Raw genomic sequence first — 17,649 nt, forward strand, 5'->3', positions numbered from 1 at the left:
AAACCGGTCAGGTTTAATCCCGCTGCCTATGGTTACTTCTGCCAACATATTACTCGCGCTTTTGCTGATCAACGTATGGACATTTTGCATGTTCGGTTGGGATAAGGTCCGCGCAGAAAGCGGCGGTTGGCGCGTGGCGGAATCGAGCTTGCTGGGGCTGGCCTTTATCGGCGGAACAGCAGGGGCCTATGCCGGCCGGGCGGTGTTCCGACACAAAACGCGCAAACAGCCATTTTGCGATAGGCTGCAAAATATCGTGATGTTTCAGGGCGTGGTGCTATTTGGCGGCGCGGTCTATTTTCTGGCCTAAGCGGCACATGTGCGACCTTTTTCGATTTAATATATTATAGGGTTAACAAACCGCTAATTTCGGTGCTAAGCCATTGGATATGGTAGAAAAAGTATTACGCATCGTCACTCTGGCCGCCGCCGCGCTCGCCATGGTCGCCACCCCGCTTTTTGCGCAGTCGGCCAGTCCGCCAACAGGCGCGGATAAGACGGCTAAGCCGGTGGTTCCGTCACGCGAAGACTATCCCGATGCCGGGCAGGCTTTTGGCATGATATGGCATTATACCAATTACGACAATAACCCCAATCTGGCCTTTGAAGTGCCCGAGACAGATAACCTGCTTTGGAACGTGGCCTGTGAGAAACAGAAAAACGGCAGCATCCGGATTGCCAATCAAATCATGGCAAAGCCCAAGGAATTGGTAGCAGAGGATCGCTTCGGCTTTACGGTACGGGTCGATGACGGCCAGTCCATCGGTGTGCTGGCGCGGATGTTGCCGGTCAATATCGAGGGCGAAGAATATCATATGCCGCAGTTCTATCTGCCCAATTCCCATAGCTTGTTTCGCGCGCTGGCACAGGGAAGCCGGGCCTATGTCAATCTGAACGGGAATAAGTTCAGCATGCATTTAAATGGATCAGGCACTGCGTTGACGGCTTTTTTGAAGGCTTGTCAGTAAGGGTTTGCCCTCGCTCCCGCTGGTCGGGGGCCTCTGCTACCGAATGTTAAGAATGATCCGATAAAACAGGAATCATGTTCGGTCCTCGCCTGTCTCGAGTCTTTGCCAGTCGCAATAATGCGCTGTGGTGGTCAGCCATGGTGTTGGTCACTGCCTATTGTGTCGCAGCAGATCCACCGGCCACACCGGTTGCACAGGGGAATGATGCGGAAGCGGCGCACAGCGAATCTGGCCAAAAAGCCGGTGATCCGTGGGCTGGCATGAAAGATGTCGCGAAAAAGCGTGAAGAGCTTTTGCCCTAGCCTCGGTCATAGTGATAATGACAAAATGTTCATAAAACACTCCTCTAATATGAACCTAAGATAAAATCGACATTCAGCTAATGGTCAAGCGATGACCCGTAAAAGCATCGTTGTAGGGCAAGAAACGAGTCGGATCGCGATGATCCTTTTTGGAGTAGAAGTAATGATCAACAAGATTTTAGGAACGCTCGCCATCACCACCGCAGCTGTTTCAACCATGGCTTTCGCAGCCCCAGCCGAGGCACGGGGATATCAGCAAGGCTATAATGACGGCTATTATCAGCAAGTCAGAGGCAATGACCATCGTAACTATCGCCGCGGCGATTATTATCGCGGTGATCGCTATGATAACCGTCGGGACCGTCGCCGTTATCGCGACGACCGCCGCAGTAATTATCGCGGATGTGACCGCGGTACAGGCGGTACCATAATCGGCGCGATTGCCGGTGGACTGCTCGGCAATGAAGTTGCTCGCCGAGGTGATAAGACCGAAGGCACGATCATTGGCGGAGCCGTTGGTGCGCTGGCTGGACGGGCAATTGACGGTAACTGCTAAGGCAAAGCCACATATCTATTAAAGTTAAGCGCTCCGTATTCCGCGTTGGAATACAGGGCGCCTTTCATTCCTCGGGTCGCGTATCGAGGAACGGGGGCCGTGGTCTATGACTGCGGTCCCCAACCATTTCCGGTAGAGGCCATTGGATCAGCGACGCGCCAGTTTCGGTGGAACCGGTCCGATCCAATCCGACAGGCTGGGTTCGTCCTTGACGAAATAAGGCTTGCCCTTGCTGTTGAGATAGAAGCGTTCCATCTCGCTGCGATTAAAGGGACGAGAGCCTAAGCGTCCGAATACTGCCATCTGACCGCCGGTTTCATCCACGGCCCGATCACGATCCAAACCTTTGGACAATGCGAGCGCAGGTTTCGGAGTTTTTGCAAAAGCAATAAGCTCCGGCTTTGGCGGCGGCGAGAAGCCGTAATAATTGGGCTGGCTATCTGGTGATGTCAGTTGGATCACCTTCAACCCGTTCCGGCCATCCGCGACATAGGCGAATAGCGTCGCGTTGGTTGAACCGACGATGACATCTTCTGCATCATTCATCTGACCACCAAATGTCTCTTTACGATATATGGCGGGTGCTTCCGGTTTGGTGATGTTAGCAATGATCAACCCTTCATCCTTGGCCGCAATATAGGCATAGGTGCGGGCGAGATAGAGCCGGCGCGCATTATTCAGCGGAATTGTGCCGGATTCAACAGGAACCGGTTTTTCCATATCCGTAATGTTGAACAGTTTTACACCATCGGTATCTGTTACCCACAAATAGCGGAATTGGAGAGCTGAGGCCCGGGCGTCAGTCATTGGCATGGTGATGACATGGCGCGGTTTCAAAGGATCATTTAGATCGATCACTACGAGACCGCTTGCAGCGGTGATATAGGCATAATGACCTGCCAGCGTGATATGCTGCGCACCGTTCAATACACCGCCTTCATTCCATGTAAGCGACCGTTTGAAGAAGTTATTGCGGAATTCGCCATCGGACAATGTGTTGATGTTGACGAGGATCAGGCCTTCTTCGCTGTCGGTGATGACCGCATAATTATAGATGGGGTGGAAGGCTTGTTCCTCGTTAATTTCGCGCAATTCTTTGGTATTGCGTCCCGGTGCAATGGGCTGGTTGGTAGAAATTGCCATGCAGGTCGCGTTCTTCGTGTTCACATGGGTGTCTTGACCCAAGGAAGAGAAGGGCGCTTTGATGATACGTTCGGAGAAGCCCTTATTACCGATAGAGGCCACGTCATAGGCGCGGAATCCGCCTTTGCCTTCGGCAACGAACATATATTCGCCGCGTAGTTGCAGGCAGCGGACACTGTCCCCGGTGCCTTGAACAACATTGGCAAATTGTTCGAGCGCTTTGGTTTCACCGGAAAGATCTTTGTCCAACCTTTCTCCGCGCACCCAGTCGATCAGCTCCCGTCCGTTATCCTCAACATGCATCTTCCAATAATCGGGATAGGCATATTTTTGAAGGTAGGATCCGATAACCGCCTGTGGTTCATCCCATTCGGTGACGCGGACGGCTTCAAAGCCTTTGTCCATTCCCACCCACGCATGGAGGCCAACGAAATTCACGAAATTTGTGCCCTGTAACAAGAGCTGCGACATAATCGCATTATTGTCGTTAGCTTCGCTCAAGTGGCAATCGGAGCACTGCTTGGTCTCTGTTTTCCGCACGGTATGCGGGAAATGCGGCGCAAAGGCCTGACTGGAAAAGCCGATAGCCGAGATAGGCGGTTGCTGAACATAGATGCGTTCGCGGTTAATATTAGTCGATGAAAGCACTAATGCCGAGGTCGAGCGAACCGGGGCGATGACGCTGCCTTTGGTCGTTTGATGACGGCCGAGCTGGAACATCTGATCACGGGCAACCTGCGGATTATAGGTCGCATAGTTGCGGGTGGTACCGCCCTCATATTTATGGCTGTCCGCTTGCCAGTTGGCTTCGATTGGCAGGTGGCATCCACCGCAACTGGTGGTCCAGCTAAGGTGACAGGTGAAACAGACCATATTTTCGTCTTTATGGGCACGGTCAGATGCAGGCACGCCGCTACCAAATGTAAATTTACCCGTTTCCGCCCCGCTTTTTGACATGAGCTTGGCGCGCGCAGCTTTCAGATTAAAGTCAGGGTGAGAGCGATCCACAGCGTTTTTGACCAGACTGACCCGCCAGCTTAGCTCAGGATCGACGATCGAGCGTTGAAGCAACACGCGCTTTCCGTTTGCATCCTGCATCCATTCAAAACGGCGTTGTCCATCTGCATTGCGCAACAGGCTAAGATTATTGCCTTTGGGCCGGGCAGCTACGTTGGACGTCATTAACGTCGGATAGGCGTCGGCTGTGCCGTGGCAGTCCTTACAATTAATCTCGATGGCATTAGCGACTTCACCATAGATGAGGCCGTTGCCGTGGCTGTCCTGTGCAAAATGGCAATCGGCGCATTGCATGCCAACCTCGGCATGAATACTCATCATATGGACGGACTTACCGGGGTTGATCCCGGGTTTGACGAATTTTTCTTCGCCTTCCTTGCGGAATTTTTCCGGATCATCATTCTCGACAATCGCGCCATCTTCATCAAGCAAGTTGCCATCGCGATCCCGTTTCAATACGGCCCGAAAATTCCAGCCATGGCCGTGATAATCGGCAAATTGCGTGTCTTTTGCCTCACTGTTGAGGTCATAGACATTGCGCAGGAAATCCAAATCGGCCCAAAGCCCTTTGGGTGAAGCGCCTTCCGGATTGCGATCGAGAACCTTGCGCACTTCCGCAGCGGTTGGATATTTTTGCTGCTTGTAGATCTTTTGATATTCTTCGTCGCTCATACCCTCTGGCTTGGGTGTGGTGTTATGGGGGCCGGGCCACATGAGCGGCGCATCGGATTCATAATCCCACATTGTGTAGCCGAGAAAGCTATTCAGGAAGATATTGGGCTGATGCATGTGGCAATTCATGCACTGCGCGGTTGGAATAGCGCGTGTGAAAGCATGCTGGATCGGGTGGCCTTTTTCCCGGTCCGTTGCGGCTATGTCATTGCTGTGATCTTCTTCGTGAGCATCTCCATGACTATCGCCATGTTCCGCAGTTTTCTCGCCATGATCACCTTCTTTGCCATGGGAGGCATCATAGGTGCCATAGGTTCCGAAGCGGTGTTCGCCTTCTTTCAGGTTGCGGATCGTCGGATCATTGGTCTGCGTTTGACCATCGCGTCCATATTTCGCCCAGATCAGGCTGTGGCGCGGTTCGCGGTCATTGGCGTAAACGACGTGGCAACTGGCACAGCCGGACTGGCGATAATCGCCGGGCTGGTCATTGGTGCCCATGAACCAGGTGAACGGATCGTTGAGACGGGTTTTATGGATATTGAGCGCCGGAATAGCGACACGCAATCCAGTGCCAGGGCCGCGATTGGATTGTTTTAGATCGGGACGACCTGGTTCTTCCAGCCGCTGAATGATTCCTCCAATATTAGGCAGGCCAATTTCGGGAAATTGCGTGTTGATATTGCGGCCGCCGCGTTCAAATACGCGAAACACATCTCCGGGCGGGATAGTGTGCCAAGTGGGCAGGGGATATAATATGGGTAGAGCGCCGCGTTTTTTTTCCGCATCGGTAACTGTCCCATGCGGGCTACCCGGTGACTTGATCGTCGCGGGCAATCCTTTGCGGGTATAGGCTTCGCCAAAGACATAATTTTTAAACGGCACAATACCGTTATTATAGGCTGCTCCGCCCCAAAGCATGGCGCCGGTTGCCATTAAAGAGCGTTCGGAGGCCTCGATAATTTCCATATGGCACGCACCACAGGATTCGCGTGCTACGCGATAGTCTGACGGATTAACGAACCGGACAAATTCGGGCGATTCCTTGTTGAGCAATGTATAGCTGCGCTTGGGATTGGCGGAAGAGGGCCAGTGCCAGCTTTCAGGATATTTAGGAAGAACATGGGCTTTCTTGAGCGCAAACATATATTGTGGGCTTTTCTTGCCCCATTCATTGTCGCCGGTAACACTGGCGTCGCCGCCATGGCAATCGACACAGCCCAGCACCACGGCGGGTGTCTCGTGCATGGTTTTCTGATCGCTGTCGGTATGACAAGAGACGCAGCCCACGCTTTTGCCGTTGGCTGCATCCCATGTCTGGTTTTGCGGTGCCGGCGGCGAGAAGCTATAGTCAATTTTCTGCGGTTTTTCTGTGCCTGCAGCAAGCGCTTGTGACGAACCAAAAATAAGCAACAAAGCAGCAAAAGCCAGCGCCACCATACTTTGTATCACGTGCGGAAAATGCGCTGCCGTTGATTTGGGAAGGTTGGGAAGCTGCATATCAGAAGGCCAATATTGCGTTGATGAGAATGGAATAATGGAAGTCACGCTTATCGGTCTGGTCAAAGAGATTCTGAAAACCTTTTCCGGGGAGTAACGTCGCACCGGATAAACGGAAAACCATATTCTGGGTGGCTTTGGGCCGGTAAATAGCGGCGGTTGATAAATCCCATCCAATATCCTTGGAGATGCCCCCTTGATTGCGCAATGCTTCCAATGTCTCGGTTCTGTGGAACCATAAATGGTTTGCATTGGCCGACAGCCGAAGCTCCGGCGTCAAATCGGCATCAGCCCCTACGCCTGCTAATATCGTACCGGGATTGTTGAAATTGCTTTGGCCCTGTTCCTTGGATGACCGCAATGAATTAAGGATACCGTTGCGACCATTAATGCTGACCGCCCGGCCACCTCCGGCAAAAGGAATGGTTTGCCTGATCCAATAGCTGGTATCGGCACCAGCAAAAATGGGGTTTTCGAATATCGAGTCAAAACCAGATTCGGTATTATTATAAGGATTGCTATCGCCGCTAGCGAACAGGCCGGATACCCGAAAGCGTAAAAAATCGACATCATAGCTTGCTTCTGCGGCGGCAAAATAGGCAGCAATTTTTGCCGGATCACTGGTAAAAATGCTGTTGCGGTCTTCGCCAAAGGCACCGTAAATTTGTCCGGTAACATTGATCCGGCCAATCCGGCCATCCACGGCATAGCCCGGATAGACAACATCATAGGCCCGGCCACGCAAGTCACCGATCAGGGCCGGGCGAACTGGAAAGCCGTTATCGTCAATCTCGATATCGCTCTTTTCGCGGTTCATATTATAGGTAACGCTAAACTGGCTGGTTAGACCAACAAAGGGCATGTCCTGACGATAGAGATTGGCAAAAAGAATGTAACTTTCGCGCGGCGTCTGCGTAATGTCGTTCAGGCCGCTATTGGTGTCTTTTTCGAGTTGCACAAAGGCGCCGAGATTATATTGGACGCGGTTATTGTCGCGCGTGCCGAACAGACGTACGCCAAGTTGGTTATCCTGAAACAGGAATCCCCGAAAATCGGCCTGCATTGGTTGGATACCGATGCGGAAACTGTCAAAATCATAGCGCGCGGATGTATTGCGGATATGATAGTCGAAAAATGCTTCCTGTACGCCAATAAAATAGTCTGTCCGGTTCGAAGCTTTGGAAGGCTCGACAAACAGCACGCGGCGTTCCGGCACGTTTACATGGTTGATCTGCGTTGCCAGCGTAAGGCGATATTCTACGTCAGGTGGCTTATAGGCGGTAGAGCCTTTAATGAGCGCGAAACCGGTGATAAAAGTCTGCGCATAGACTTCTGATCCTGAGCGTCCGAATACGTCAATGCTGCCGGGGCGTTCGGTGGTTTGTACGCCCACAGGAATAGGAAAGCTGCGCGGTTCAATTACCGTATCGGAAATTGCGTTGACGACAAAAAACCAGTCATCACCTTTCAGGAAGGACGGCTTTTTATCCGCAGGAATAGGTTTGTCACCTTTTAGGACATTCTGTCCATACGGATCGGATGTGGGGCGGCAATTGGCGCGTAAGCCGCCAAAAACTTTGAAAATAGATTCGTCGCCACCTTTTTGCGGACACAGCGTTTGCATGATGCGCCAGCGATCGGGAACCGGAAATTCATCGGTGGGGAAAGCTTCAGGCGGCGGCGCGCTGATCGCACCGGGATTATTCTGGGTGACGCGCCCCGGCAGCTCTTTTGGTACACCCGGACGGCGACGACCATCGATCAAGGCTTCATCGGCATCCAGGCCGTCAAAGTCCATTTCCAGTTGTTGTACTTTGACCGGAACGATTTCGGCTTCCACTGGTTCCTCCACCGGCGGTTCAGATTCCGCGATCCCGGCTTCATCCTCGGGAGTTGGACCACCTATTGCAGTAATGCCAGCGGAAGTATCCATCTCGGCAAATGCAACGTCTGGACTACCGGTGTGTACCCACTTAAATTGCTCACTAGCCAGCAATGCGGTCAAAGATGTTTCCATCTCTTCAACAGATAGCCGCTGCGCTTCCATCTGGTCGGTTTGACCGGACATGACCGCCATTAGTGGCATGAAAGAAGAAGATATCGCAGACATTGGGATCAAAGACCGATGCAGACATTTTGGTCTTCGGTATCAAGAAACGGATTAAACGGACAGCTTACATAGCGCAATCTTACGCCAGCACCTACATTTACGACGATATTATCCGCACGTATCGCCATGGGGGCATTGCCGATACTGCCAACCCGCTTCCCGGCGTTATTGAGACCAAGAAAGCTAATCATATCATCCTGATCGATACCGTCACCGGAAACACCAAGGCCACCGATAAGCGTATTTCCACGGTAGACCGGTACGCTACCCGGGAAAATCTGTATTCCATTCTCGAGCCGGTTTTGGCCTAATGTGGCATCGGGAATGTTTGTGCAGCGTTGCTCGGTATCGGTTGCTGATCCACCGCTCACAAATGTGATATGCTCGACAAGATTCTGGACAATGAGTGCAACCTGCAGGCCGGTAGCAAAGGGGTTGAACTGCGCTATTGGCCGTGACAACGGGCCATTAGGCCGTCCTAGCTCGCCATCCGGGAAATAGGGACGGGACAGATTACCACCTGAGCGATCGGCAAAGGCCACGGTGCCGGTCAGGGCATTTGGGTCATCGAGAAAGGTCCGCACACGTCCGACGAAGGCTGAGACATCGCTATCGGGATTGCCCAGAAGTTGAGACGCAGCGACTTTATTAGAGAAAAACGCGGCTGTCCGCGCCTTTTGCAAGCTAACATCCGAACCGAATATCGGTGCATCTGGACCGCGTACGATACCTAATATTTCGCCATGGGTATCGACCAACGAGATTGTCACTTGCGCCCGGCTGAATTCTGGTTTGCGAATTTGCGCCCGTGCTCGGCTCATAATGATAAACGCTTCTTCGAGGATTGCTCGCGTTTCTGTGGCAGTAAGGGGCTGCGCGACATCTATTCCATCTGTGCCTGCACGAATAGGAAAACGGTTCGTGCCAGTGCCATCGGTCATCACGAAGGCGTCGCTATTACCAAATTCGGTTTGAGTAGAAGCACGAATTCCCGAAGCTTCTGTGCCATAGGCTGTTCCAGCGATTATCGTGCCGTTGCTATATCCCGTAACCGAAATAATATTACCAAGCGTACCGTTTATCGCTGCAAAATTGTTTTGTAAGGGGGAAAGATCCGACAGCACCATGTCGCTGAAACGCAGTGAAGTACCGTCGACCGTTATGCGGTTAGCCGTTATCGCGGCGGATGGCGCAAACCCTTGAATTCCTGCGAGAGCTATGGCTTCCTCGTCATCGACATCAGGCGTGACCTCGGTAGTTTCAGGGTCGAAGCCATAATCGCCGTCACCCATAACACCTATTGCGCCCACCACGACGCCATTTTTATAAAGTGGTAATCCGCCTGGATCAGCGGCTAGGCCCAAAGGCGAACGTTTGGGGCCGATCAAAGCTGATGCTCCTCCCCCCGCATTAAAACGCTCATTGAAATCCGAACAGGGCAGTTGGCTGAACTGCACTCCGAATAGAGGTCCGCTTTCAAGTCCTACCGTAACTTGCGGTGCGGGTGGGAAATGTTGTTGCACAATCTGGCTTGCTGTCCGCGTCGTAAATGCATTGCCCGCGCTGGAGAGATATGCACCCGTGACAGCCTTTGCAATTGCTCCAGCAGCAGCAGGAAAGGTTACATTTTGCGCATCAATCGGCGGCATGCTCAAACCGCTCGACGTAACACTGCTGGTTGTGGCAGTCGCAAGTGCACCGTTCATTTCAAACACGGCCAGAACATTACCGACCCGGTCGGTAACTGCGATCACCGAAGGCAGCCTGCGGGCAGTGGCTTCGCCTACGGCCTGCGCTATAATCGTCTGAACGTCTGTAACACTGAGCGATTCTTGCGCAGGCGGTGTATAAGCGCCGCCATTGCCATTAACCGGTGCTGGTGTGGGCGTTGGGGAGGGAGATGGTGTGCCACCAAAATCATTGCTGTCGCCTCCACCCCCGCAAGAGGTCAAGATCAACGCTGCTGCAGAAATTGCAGCGGTGAAACGGTAGTTTCGCATTATCGTAACGCCCTTATGGTCCGGACCGCGCTGCCGAGCGCACGCCGGAATTGCAGGGGCTGATAGCTATTCGGTTCATCCACGGCTTGATAAGCCACATTGATCTGACCGCGCAGACTAGTGGCCGCTGATGCGCTCACCTGACCGCTATTGACCAATCCGTTGAGCAAAGTATCAATCGCCATCACAGACTGCACGCTGCCTTCATAATCGGTAAAGCGCGGAGATATTGCTTGCCCGGCAATGGTTTCCATAATCTCAAACGTCTGGTCGCGGCTAAAGCTGGCGCGAGAGAAACGGTCTGCCAGCGTAGTTGCAGTTTGACGTAATTTTGCAGCAGCTTCGACAGCCGGACCACGGCCTTGGCCCATTGCGGCGTGAAACCCCTTGGACTGGCTATCAAATTGTCCGGCAAGATCGGGCGCGACCACTGTAATGGCTGCGCTCAGCATGATTATATTTTCGTCATTATAGGGCGGCATGCCTTCTGGGATGGGGCGACCGGGATTATTAATTGATGCGGGACGGGCAGAAGCCTCGTCGTAAATCCGGCGATGGCAGCTATGGCAATCGTAGAAATAAAATTCAGGGAATATGCCTTGCTGCGCTAGTGCAGGTTTTGAGAACAGATTGAGCGAACGCTCCAGTGCCATTGATTGGCCCACGGCCCAGAACCGGACGCTGTTAGTTTTTCCCTTTCGCCGTACATAATCGACATCTTCATCATGATGCTGTTGCAGCGTAGAGAATAGATCCATTTCAAAAGAAATTCGGGGATGACCCGCAGCCATGATCCGGTGATCGACAAATTGACCGTCTTTCGCGCTGCCGAAATGACAATCGAGGCAAGTGCTGGCGCGTGCCTTCGGGTTATCGAGCGGAGTCATACCGAGCGAGACGTTGCGCGTATGATTGGCTCCAATGGCGTAATGCGCGGATAGCCAACCGGAAGACGCACCGTGACAGGCTTCACAGCCTACACCGTCACCCAATTGAAAGCGCGGGCCTTTTTTTGCAGCCGGTGTGCTGTGACAGCCCAGGCATTGTTGCGATGATGCGGCATCCTTGATTCCAAGGCGCTTGGCGATCGCGATGCTGCGCGGTTCGCGCAATATGCGAAAGGCCCGGCTATGTGCGCCGCCGGGCGTGGATTCTTCCTGCCAGCGCATCAATTCGTCCTGACGCACGATTTCGCCATCGGCTTCTTGGCGCCCATGACAGGTCGTACCTCCGCACGAAGCGACTCCGAGATGCGTTCCGCTGGCTAAATCCTGAGCGGCGGCAACAGGTGCAGGCGAGGCTATTGAGGATATGAAAAGGGCTACGCCGGCAAGCGCAAAACAAAAAACGCTAGCTGCCAGTGCTGACCAGCTACGTTTCCACGAAATATTTTTCCCCATTTGCATCGTTGCCTCTCCTGATCCGAAGATCAGGTCCCTCTATCAGCCCGACGCGACCCAAGTCGTTAACCCTGTTTACACTATTACATTAAGCTGCATTGATAGCTCAATGCAATGATAAAAGCCCCGGAATATTGTGATTTTTCTGTGACTTGGATCACATGCCAGTTTATTTTTCCCAATTAGACGTTGCCTATTTGCCACTTTGATGTGGCTTAGCTGCACTTTCGACGAACCGCCTGACCTAGTGATTCGGTTTTGCTTATAGTTTCCGCCGGATGATCAGATTACGAATTTCAGTCATGTCTTCCATTGCGAACCTGATACCCTCTCTTCCTAAGCCGCTATCCTTGACGCCGCCATAAGGCATATTGTCAACACGATAGGATGACACGTCGTTAATCACGACACCGCCCACATCCAGCCTATCCCACGCATCCAGTGTTTTAAACAGGTCACGGGTGAAGATACCGGCCTGCAGGCCGAATTTACTATCGTTAACTTCATCTAGAGCCGCGTTAAAATCGCTAAACTTTGACAACAGTGCAAGTGGGCCAAATGCTTCCTCGCGATTGGCTGCTGCGTTGCGGTCAACATTTTCCAGCAAAGTTGCTTCCAGCATATTTCCTGTGCGATTACCGCCGCACAGCAATTTTGCTCCACCGGCAACGGCTTCTTCAATCCAGCCTTGTAGGCGTTTGGCTTCGCCTTCGGAAATCATTGGGCCGATAAATGTATCGCGGTTTTTGGGATCTCCAGCAACTAGCGTCTTAGTTTTAGCAACCAGCATATCCCTGAATTTGTCGTAGATTGTTTCATGGATGATGATCCGCTGCACGCCGATGCAGCTTTGGCCGGATTGATAGAACGCTCCAAAGATAATGCGGTCGAGCGCGTCTTCGAGGTCGGCATCATGATCAACGATGACGGCAGCATTACCACCAAGCTCAAGGATTACCGGTTTTTTGCCTGCTTTGGCTTTGAGGTCCCAACCAACGCCGGGTGAACCGGTAAAAGAAAGGAGCTTCAGTCGTTCGTCCACAGTAAACAGATCGGCGCCGTCACGGCTTGCTGGTAATATCGAAAAAGCACCTTTGGGAAGATCGGTTTCTGCTAAAACCTCACCCATGATAATTGCACCAAGCGGTGTCTTAGACGCTGGTTTCATCACAAAGGGACAACCTACGGCAATCGCCGGCGCAATCTTATGCGCTGCGAGATTTAGAGGAAAGTTAAATGGTGAAATGAAGCTGCAGGGGCCGATGGGCACCCGTTTCCACATGCCTTGATAGCCTTTGGCACGCTCTGAAATATCGAGAGGTTGGACTTCACCGTAATTACGTGTCGATTCCTCTGCGGCAATGCGGAATGTGTCGATCAACCGACCGACTTCGCCTTCGGCGTCTTTTATTGGTTTACCGGCTTCAACGCACAGCGAATAAGCCAATTCATCAAACCGTTCTTTGAACCGGTCGACACAATGTTGCAGTACATTTTGCCGTTCATAACTGGCCATGCGTGCCATGGGTTCTGTTGCTGTAACAGCGCCCGCAATGGCTTCCTCAATAATATCGGGCGTTGCCAAAGCCGTCCGGAAAGCTACCTCATTAGTAAACTTGTCGGTAACTTCCAGATCAGTATTGGGCTGAGCAGCAACATTGTTGAGGTACAGCGGATAAACGTCTTTGAGTTTTGTCATTGTTTATCCAATCAAACCTTCGCGCTGAGTTCCTTGATCTCGTGATTCAATATGCGATCATTGTCCGAATAGTCGACCGGAACCTCGATGAGATGCACGCCTTCGCTGCTGAGGCATTTGTCGATCGTTTCCTGCAGGTTTTTGGCGCTGGTGATCCGGTAGCCATTGGCACCATAAGCCTCGGCATATTTAACAAAGTCGGGATTGCCATAAGTCAGACCCCAGTCCTTGAAGCCCATGTTGGCCTGCTTCCAGCGGATCATGCCGTAGCTGTTGTCGTTCAGCACCAGTACGGTGATGTTCAGTTTTAACCGGACGGCGGTTTCCATTTCCTGACTGTTCATCATGAATCCGCCATCGCCGCAAATCGCCATTACCTTGCGATCAGGATAGACCATCGCCGAGGCCATGGCAGAGGGCAGCCCGGCGCCCATCGTCGCCAGCGCATTGTCGAGCAACACGGTATTGGCCTGGCGCGCCTTGTAGTTGCGGGCAAACCAGATTTTATAAACGCCATTGTCGAGACAGATGATCCCGTCGGCTGGCATCGCTTCGCGGACGACCTTGACGAGATGCGGCGGATAGATAGGGCAACGTACATCGTCATCCATCGAATCGGTATGCTCTTCCTCGGCCTTACGTGCCTTGTACATCGCATCGAAATTCCAGCTGCCCGAGGGAACAATATCTTCCTTCATCTGCCAGATCGCGTTGCCGATATCGCCGATCACTTCGATCTGAGGGAAATAGACGGGATCGACTTCCGCACTGTTCATCGACACGTGGATGACTTCAGTGCTGCCGGTCGCCATGAAGAAGGGCGGCTTTTCGATCACGTCATGACCGACGTTGATGATCAGGTCAGCGGATTCGATCGCGCGGTGGACAAAATCATTGGCCGACAGGGCCGCACAGCCCATGAATTCCTTGTGGGTTTCATCGACCACGCCCTTGCCGAGCTGGGTGGTGACAAAGGGAATGCCCGTCTTCTCGATAAATTGCGTGAGCATGCGTCCGGTGGTTGTCCGGTTGGCACCGCCGCCGACAACGATGATCGGAGATTTGGCATTTTCGATTTTCTTGGTCGCTGCGCGGACGGCTTTCGCTTCGGCAACGGGACGGCGGGCGAGGCTGGGCGTGATCGGAGTCGAGTCGGTTTCCTCGTCGGCAATATCTTCCGGAAATTCGATGTGGGTGGCACCGGGCTTTTCTTCTTCCGCTAGACGGATCGCTTCGCGCACGCGGCTAGGGATATTGTCTGCCGAAGCCAGCTGATGCGTGAATTTGGTGATCGGGCCCATCATGTCGACGACGTCGAGGATCTGGAAGCGGCCCTGTTTGGATTTCTTGATCGGCTTCTGGCCGGTGACCATCAGGATCGGCATGCCGCCGAGTTGGGCATAAGCCGCAGCAGTAACGAGATTGGTCGCGCCGGGGCCGAGTGTTGCCATGCAGACACCGGTCTTGCCGGTATGCCGTCCGTAGGTTGCAGCCATGAAGCCAGCACCCTGTTCGTGACGGGTGAGAATGAGTTTGATTTTTTTGGAGCGCGACAGGCTGTCGAGCATGTCGAGATTTTCTTCGCCGGGAACGCCGAACAGATATTCAACGCCTTCATTTTCAAGACATTGGACGAATAAATCAGATGCTTTGGTCATATGGGTCCTTCCCCGATCTTGATGATCAGTAGTTGCTCAAGATATTGGTAACGACACCAGAATGAATTTTTCCCCTCCAGAAAAGACTCATCCCTACCCCTATGATGTTGGTTGATAAGCTAAATTTACATTTATGTCACGGGGGCAATCCAAATTTTCATTTCCATCTTAATATCCGCGATTCAGATCCGCGACGGCGATCATTTCCTCGTCATTTTGATAGCGCTTCAAATTTTCCACAAAGCGGCTAGCCGCACGTTGGAACATCCGGGTTTGCGCAACTCCGGAAACATGCATGGTGATGAAGCAATTCGAAGCGGTCCAGAGTGGGTCGCCCTTGGGCAAAGGTTCTGGATCCGTGACATCCAAAACCGCTCCGCCTATACTTTTGCCGTTGAGTGCAGCGACTAATGCGCTTTGATCGATCAAGGACCCGCGTGCGACATTGATTAGCCATGCGGATGATTTCATCGCTGTAAATTCGTCTTTGCCGAGCAGCTTCTGCGTTTCTGCGGTTGCTGGCGCAGAAACGATTACCCAATCAAATTCGCCTAGCCGTGCCTGCCAGTCATTTGTGCCGATTACTTCTGTGCCGAGGTCTGCGGGATCATTGCTAGCTGTCCGTCGTACAGCAGTCACATCCATTCCGAAACCGGAGAGTTTTTTGGCAACCTCTTGACCAATGCCGCCATATCCGATGATTAAAGCCTTGCCGTCGGCCAATTCGGTCGTGCCGGGCGCTTGCTCTGGCCATTCTTGTTGTTCTTGTAGGGCGAGCAATTTGTCGGTCCGTTTGGCAGCGGCGAGCATTCCCATAACTACAAATTCTGCAATTGGAGAGCTATTCAGCCCCGCTCCATTGGTAAGTATCGTACCCTGTCGCTTCAACTGATCTAGCGGGAAATGCTCAACTCCGGCATAAATACTATTGAGCCATTTCAAATTGGTAGCGGCCCCCAGCAAGGTCGCCATTTTTTCTTTGTCATACATGTCAAACCAGCCGATTTCGGCGTGGGGTGCGATTTCCAGAGCTTCCTCTGTAGTGGTGTACCAAGTGACATCCAGATTGGCGCAATATGGTTCGACCATCGGCCGGACAAGCGAAGCCATCGCGGCTATTGGTTTGCTCATATTGAAATGCTCCATTCCCAGCGCAGTGGGTCGCCGTCCATTAATTCTACACCTTGGGCGGTTAGTTCGTCTCGGATCGCGTCAGCGGTAGTAAAATCTTTATCGGCCTTAGCTTGTTGGCGTAGATTCAGTTTTTGTTCAATCTCAGCTTCCGCAATAGTCCGGGCCTTGGGTCGAAGCCGTAAATCTGAGCGTGTCAGGTTCATGAGATCAAACCCAAATATTTCATCCATCTTTTTTGCTAGCATCAAGCGCTGCGACGCGGATATCTTCTTTTGCGCCAATAAGTCTTCTAATAACGGCAAGCATTTTGCGCTATTCAGATCATCGCTTATCGCGGCGTCAAATTGGTCCTGAATCTGGATCAAACGTGGATGATCCACCGGTTCGGCTGTGCCTTCCGCTTTGATCGTCAGCTGACCAAAGGCCATGACGATGCGCTTTAACCGGGTCAGGGATGCCTGCAAATTATCCCAAGTAAATTCCAGCTCGCTGCGATAATGGGCCTGAAGGCACATAAGGCGATAGGCGAGGGGGTGGATGCCTTTGTCTATCAGCAATTGCAGCCGTAAAAATTCACCAGCGGATTTGGACATTTTTGCGCCGTTTTTATTCTGGCTACGGTCAATCAGGAAATTATTGTGCATCCATATCTGCGCGCCGCTATGATCACAGCCGCTGTGGGCCTGATTTTGAGCGATTTCATTGGGATGGTGAATCTCGCGGTGATCGATTCCACCAGTATGAATGTCAAAGGGCAGGCCCAGCAATGCCTCTGACATAACTGAACATTCTAGATGCCAGCCCGGCGCGCCTTTGCCCCAGGGGCTGTCCCATTCCATCTGGCGGGTTTCACCTTCGGCGGTCTTACGCCAGATTGCGAAATCGGCTGCGTTACGCTTGCCTTCAACCGTTTCGATCCGGCCTTCTCCATCTTCGGTCGCCGTTCGAGCAAGACTGCCATAATCAGCGACAGTGGAGACGTCGAAATAAAGGCCGTTATCCAGTTCATAGCAATGTTTCTCGGTAATCCCTTTTGCATATTCGATCATCTGTGGAACATAGTCAGTAGCGATGGACCAATGGGCTGGCTGACGGATGTTCAGCGACTTTATATCGTTCCAATAAGCCTCGGTATAATGTTTGGCGATATCCCAGATGGATTGCGCACGTTCAGCCGCTGCCTTTTCAAGTTTGTCCTCTCCTTCATCCGCATCGTCGGTGAGATGCCCGACATCGGTGATGTTGATAACATGTTTAAGCGCAAAGCCTTTCCAGCTTAATGTTCGACCCAGCAGATCTGCGAAAACATAGGCGCGCATATTACCGATATGGGGATAGTTATAAACTGTTGGACCGCAAGTATAGACGCGGGCCTCTCCCTCATGGACAGGCGCGAATGGTTCAAGCTTGCGGGTGAGGCTGTTGAACAGCTTCAAAGGATGGCTGATATTATCGTTCATATCCACCGCCTAATGGCTTAGGATGTAAAAGGT

Annotated in this window: 12 protein-coding genes; 4 read left to right on the plus strand and 8 right to left on the minus strand. The window is 52.3% G+C overall.

Annotation, left to right across the window (positions count from 1 at the left end):
- Positions 1–28 precede the first annotated feature (28 nt).
- The 4 genes from V7676_RS08070 (at position 29) to V7676_RS08085 (ending at position 1,826) form a co-directional block, all read left to right on the plus strand.
- Positions 29–310, plus strand: a complete 282-nt coding sequence (locus V7676_RS08070; RefSeq protein ID WP_335659180.1) for a DUF1294 domain-containing protein — start codon at positions 29–31, stop codon at positions 308–310.
- A gap of 79 nt (positions 311–389) precedes the next feature.
- On the plus strand, positions 390–968 hold the full coding sequence (locus V7676_RS08075; RefSeq protein ID WP_335659181.1) for a hypothetical protein: 579 nt from the start codon (positions 390–392) through the stop codon (positions 966–968).
- Between the two features lie 74 nt (positions 969–1,042).
- Complete coding sequence (locus V7676_RS08080) at positions 1,043–1,270, plus strand: hypothetical protein (protein ID WP_335659182.1); 228 nt, start codon at positions 1,043–1,045, stop codon at positions 1,268–1,270.
- 163 nt (positions 1,271–1,433) lie between these two features.
- Positions 1,434–1,826: a glycine zipper 2TM domain-containing protein gene (locus tag V7676_RS08085; protein WP_442955426.1), complete on the plus strand. Its 393-nt coding sequence runs from the start codon at positions 1,434–1,436 to the stop codon at positions 1,824–1,826.
- A 147-nt stretch (positions 1,827–1,973) separates the two neighbouring features.
- Here the strand turns inward: V7676_RS08085 and V7676_RS08090 are convergent, their stop codons facing one another.
- The 8 genes from V7676_RS08090 to cysS all read right to left on the minus strand — a co-directional run bounded on the left by V7676_RS08090 (position 1,974) and on the right by cysS (position 17,616).
- Positions 1,974–6,095 carry a hypothetical protein gene (locus V7676_RS08090; protein WP_335659543.1) on the minus strand — a complete coding sequence of 1,374 codons (4,122 nt, stop codon included), beginning with the start codon at positions 6,093–6,095 and terminating at the stop codon, positions 1,974–1,976.
- Positions 6,096–6,156: 61 nt separating this feature from the next.
- Positions 6,157–8,088, minus strand: a complete 1,932-nt coding sequence (locus V7676_RS08095; protein ID WP_442955427.1) for a hypothetical protein — start codon at positions 8,086–8,088, stop codon at positions 6,157–6,159.
- Between the two features lie 182 nt (positions 8,089–8,270).
- Positions 8,271–10,265 carry a heme-binding protein gene (locus V7676_RS08100; RefSeq protein ID WP_335659184.1) on the minus strand — a complete coding sequence of 665 codons (1,995 nt, stop codon included), beginning with the start codon at positions 10,263–10,265 and terminating at the stop codon, positions 8,271–8,273.
- Positions 10,265–11,665, minus strand: a complete 1,401-nt coding sequence (locus V7676_RS08105) for a multiheme c-type cytochrome (protein ID WP_335659544.1) — start codon at positions 11,663–11,665, stop codon at positions 10,265–10,267. The genes V7676_RS08100 and V7676_RS08105 overlap by 1 nt, the downstream gene beginning before the upstream one ends.
- A 262-nt stretch (positions 11,666–11,927) precedes the next feature.
- A complete protein-coding gene (locus V7676_RS08110; RefSeq protein ID WP_335659185.1) occupies positions 11,928–13,364 on the minus strand; it encodes an aldehyde dehydrogenase family protein in 1,437 nt (478 codons plus the stop codon).
- Between the two features lie 11 nt (positions 13,365–13,375).
- A complete protein-coding gene (locus tag V7676_RS08115; RefSeq protein WP_335659186.1) occupies positions 13,376–15,022 on the minus strand; it encodes an acetolactate synthase large subunit in 1,647 nt (548 codons plus the stop codon).
- A 168-nt stretch (positions 15,023–15,190) separates the two neighbouring features.
- Complete coding sequence (locus V7676_RS08120; RefSeq protein ID WP_335659187.1) at positions 15,191–16,153, minus strand: D-2-hydroxyacid dehydrogenase; 963 nt, start codon at positions 16,151–16,153, stop codon at positions 15,191–15,193.
- Positions 16,150–17,616: a cysteine--tRNA ligase gene (gene cysS, locus V7676_RS08125; protein WP_335659189.1), complete on the minus strand. Its 1,467-nt coding sequence runs from the start codon at positions 17,614–17,616 to the stop codon at positions 16,150–16,152. The genes V7676_RS08120 and cysS overlap by 4 nt, the downstream gene beginning before the upstream one ends.
- Between the last annotated feature and the right edge of the window lie 33 nt (positions 17,617–17,649).

The sequence above is a fragment of the Parasphingorhabdus sp. genome (assembly GCF_036963805.1).
In the GTDB taxonomy this organism is placed as follows: Bacteria; Pseudomonadota; Alphaproteobacteria; order Sphingomonadales; family Sphingomonadaceae; genus Parasphingorhabdus.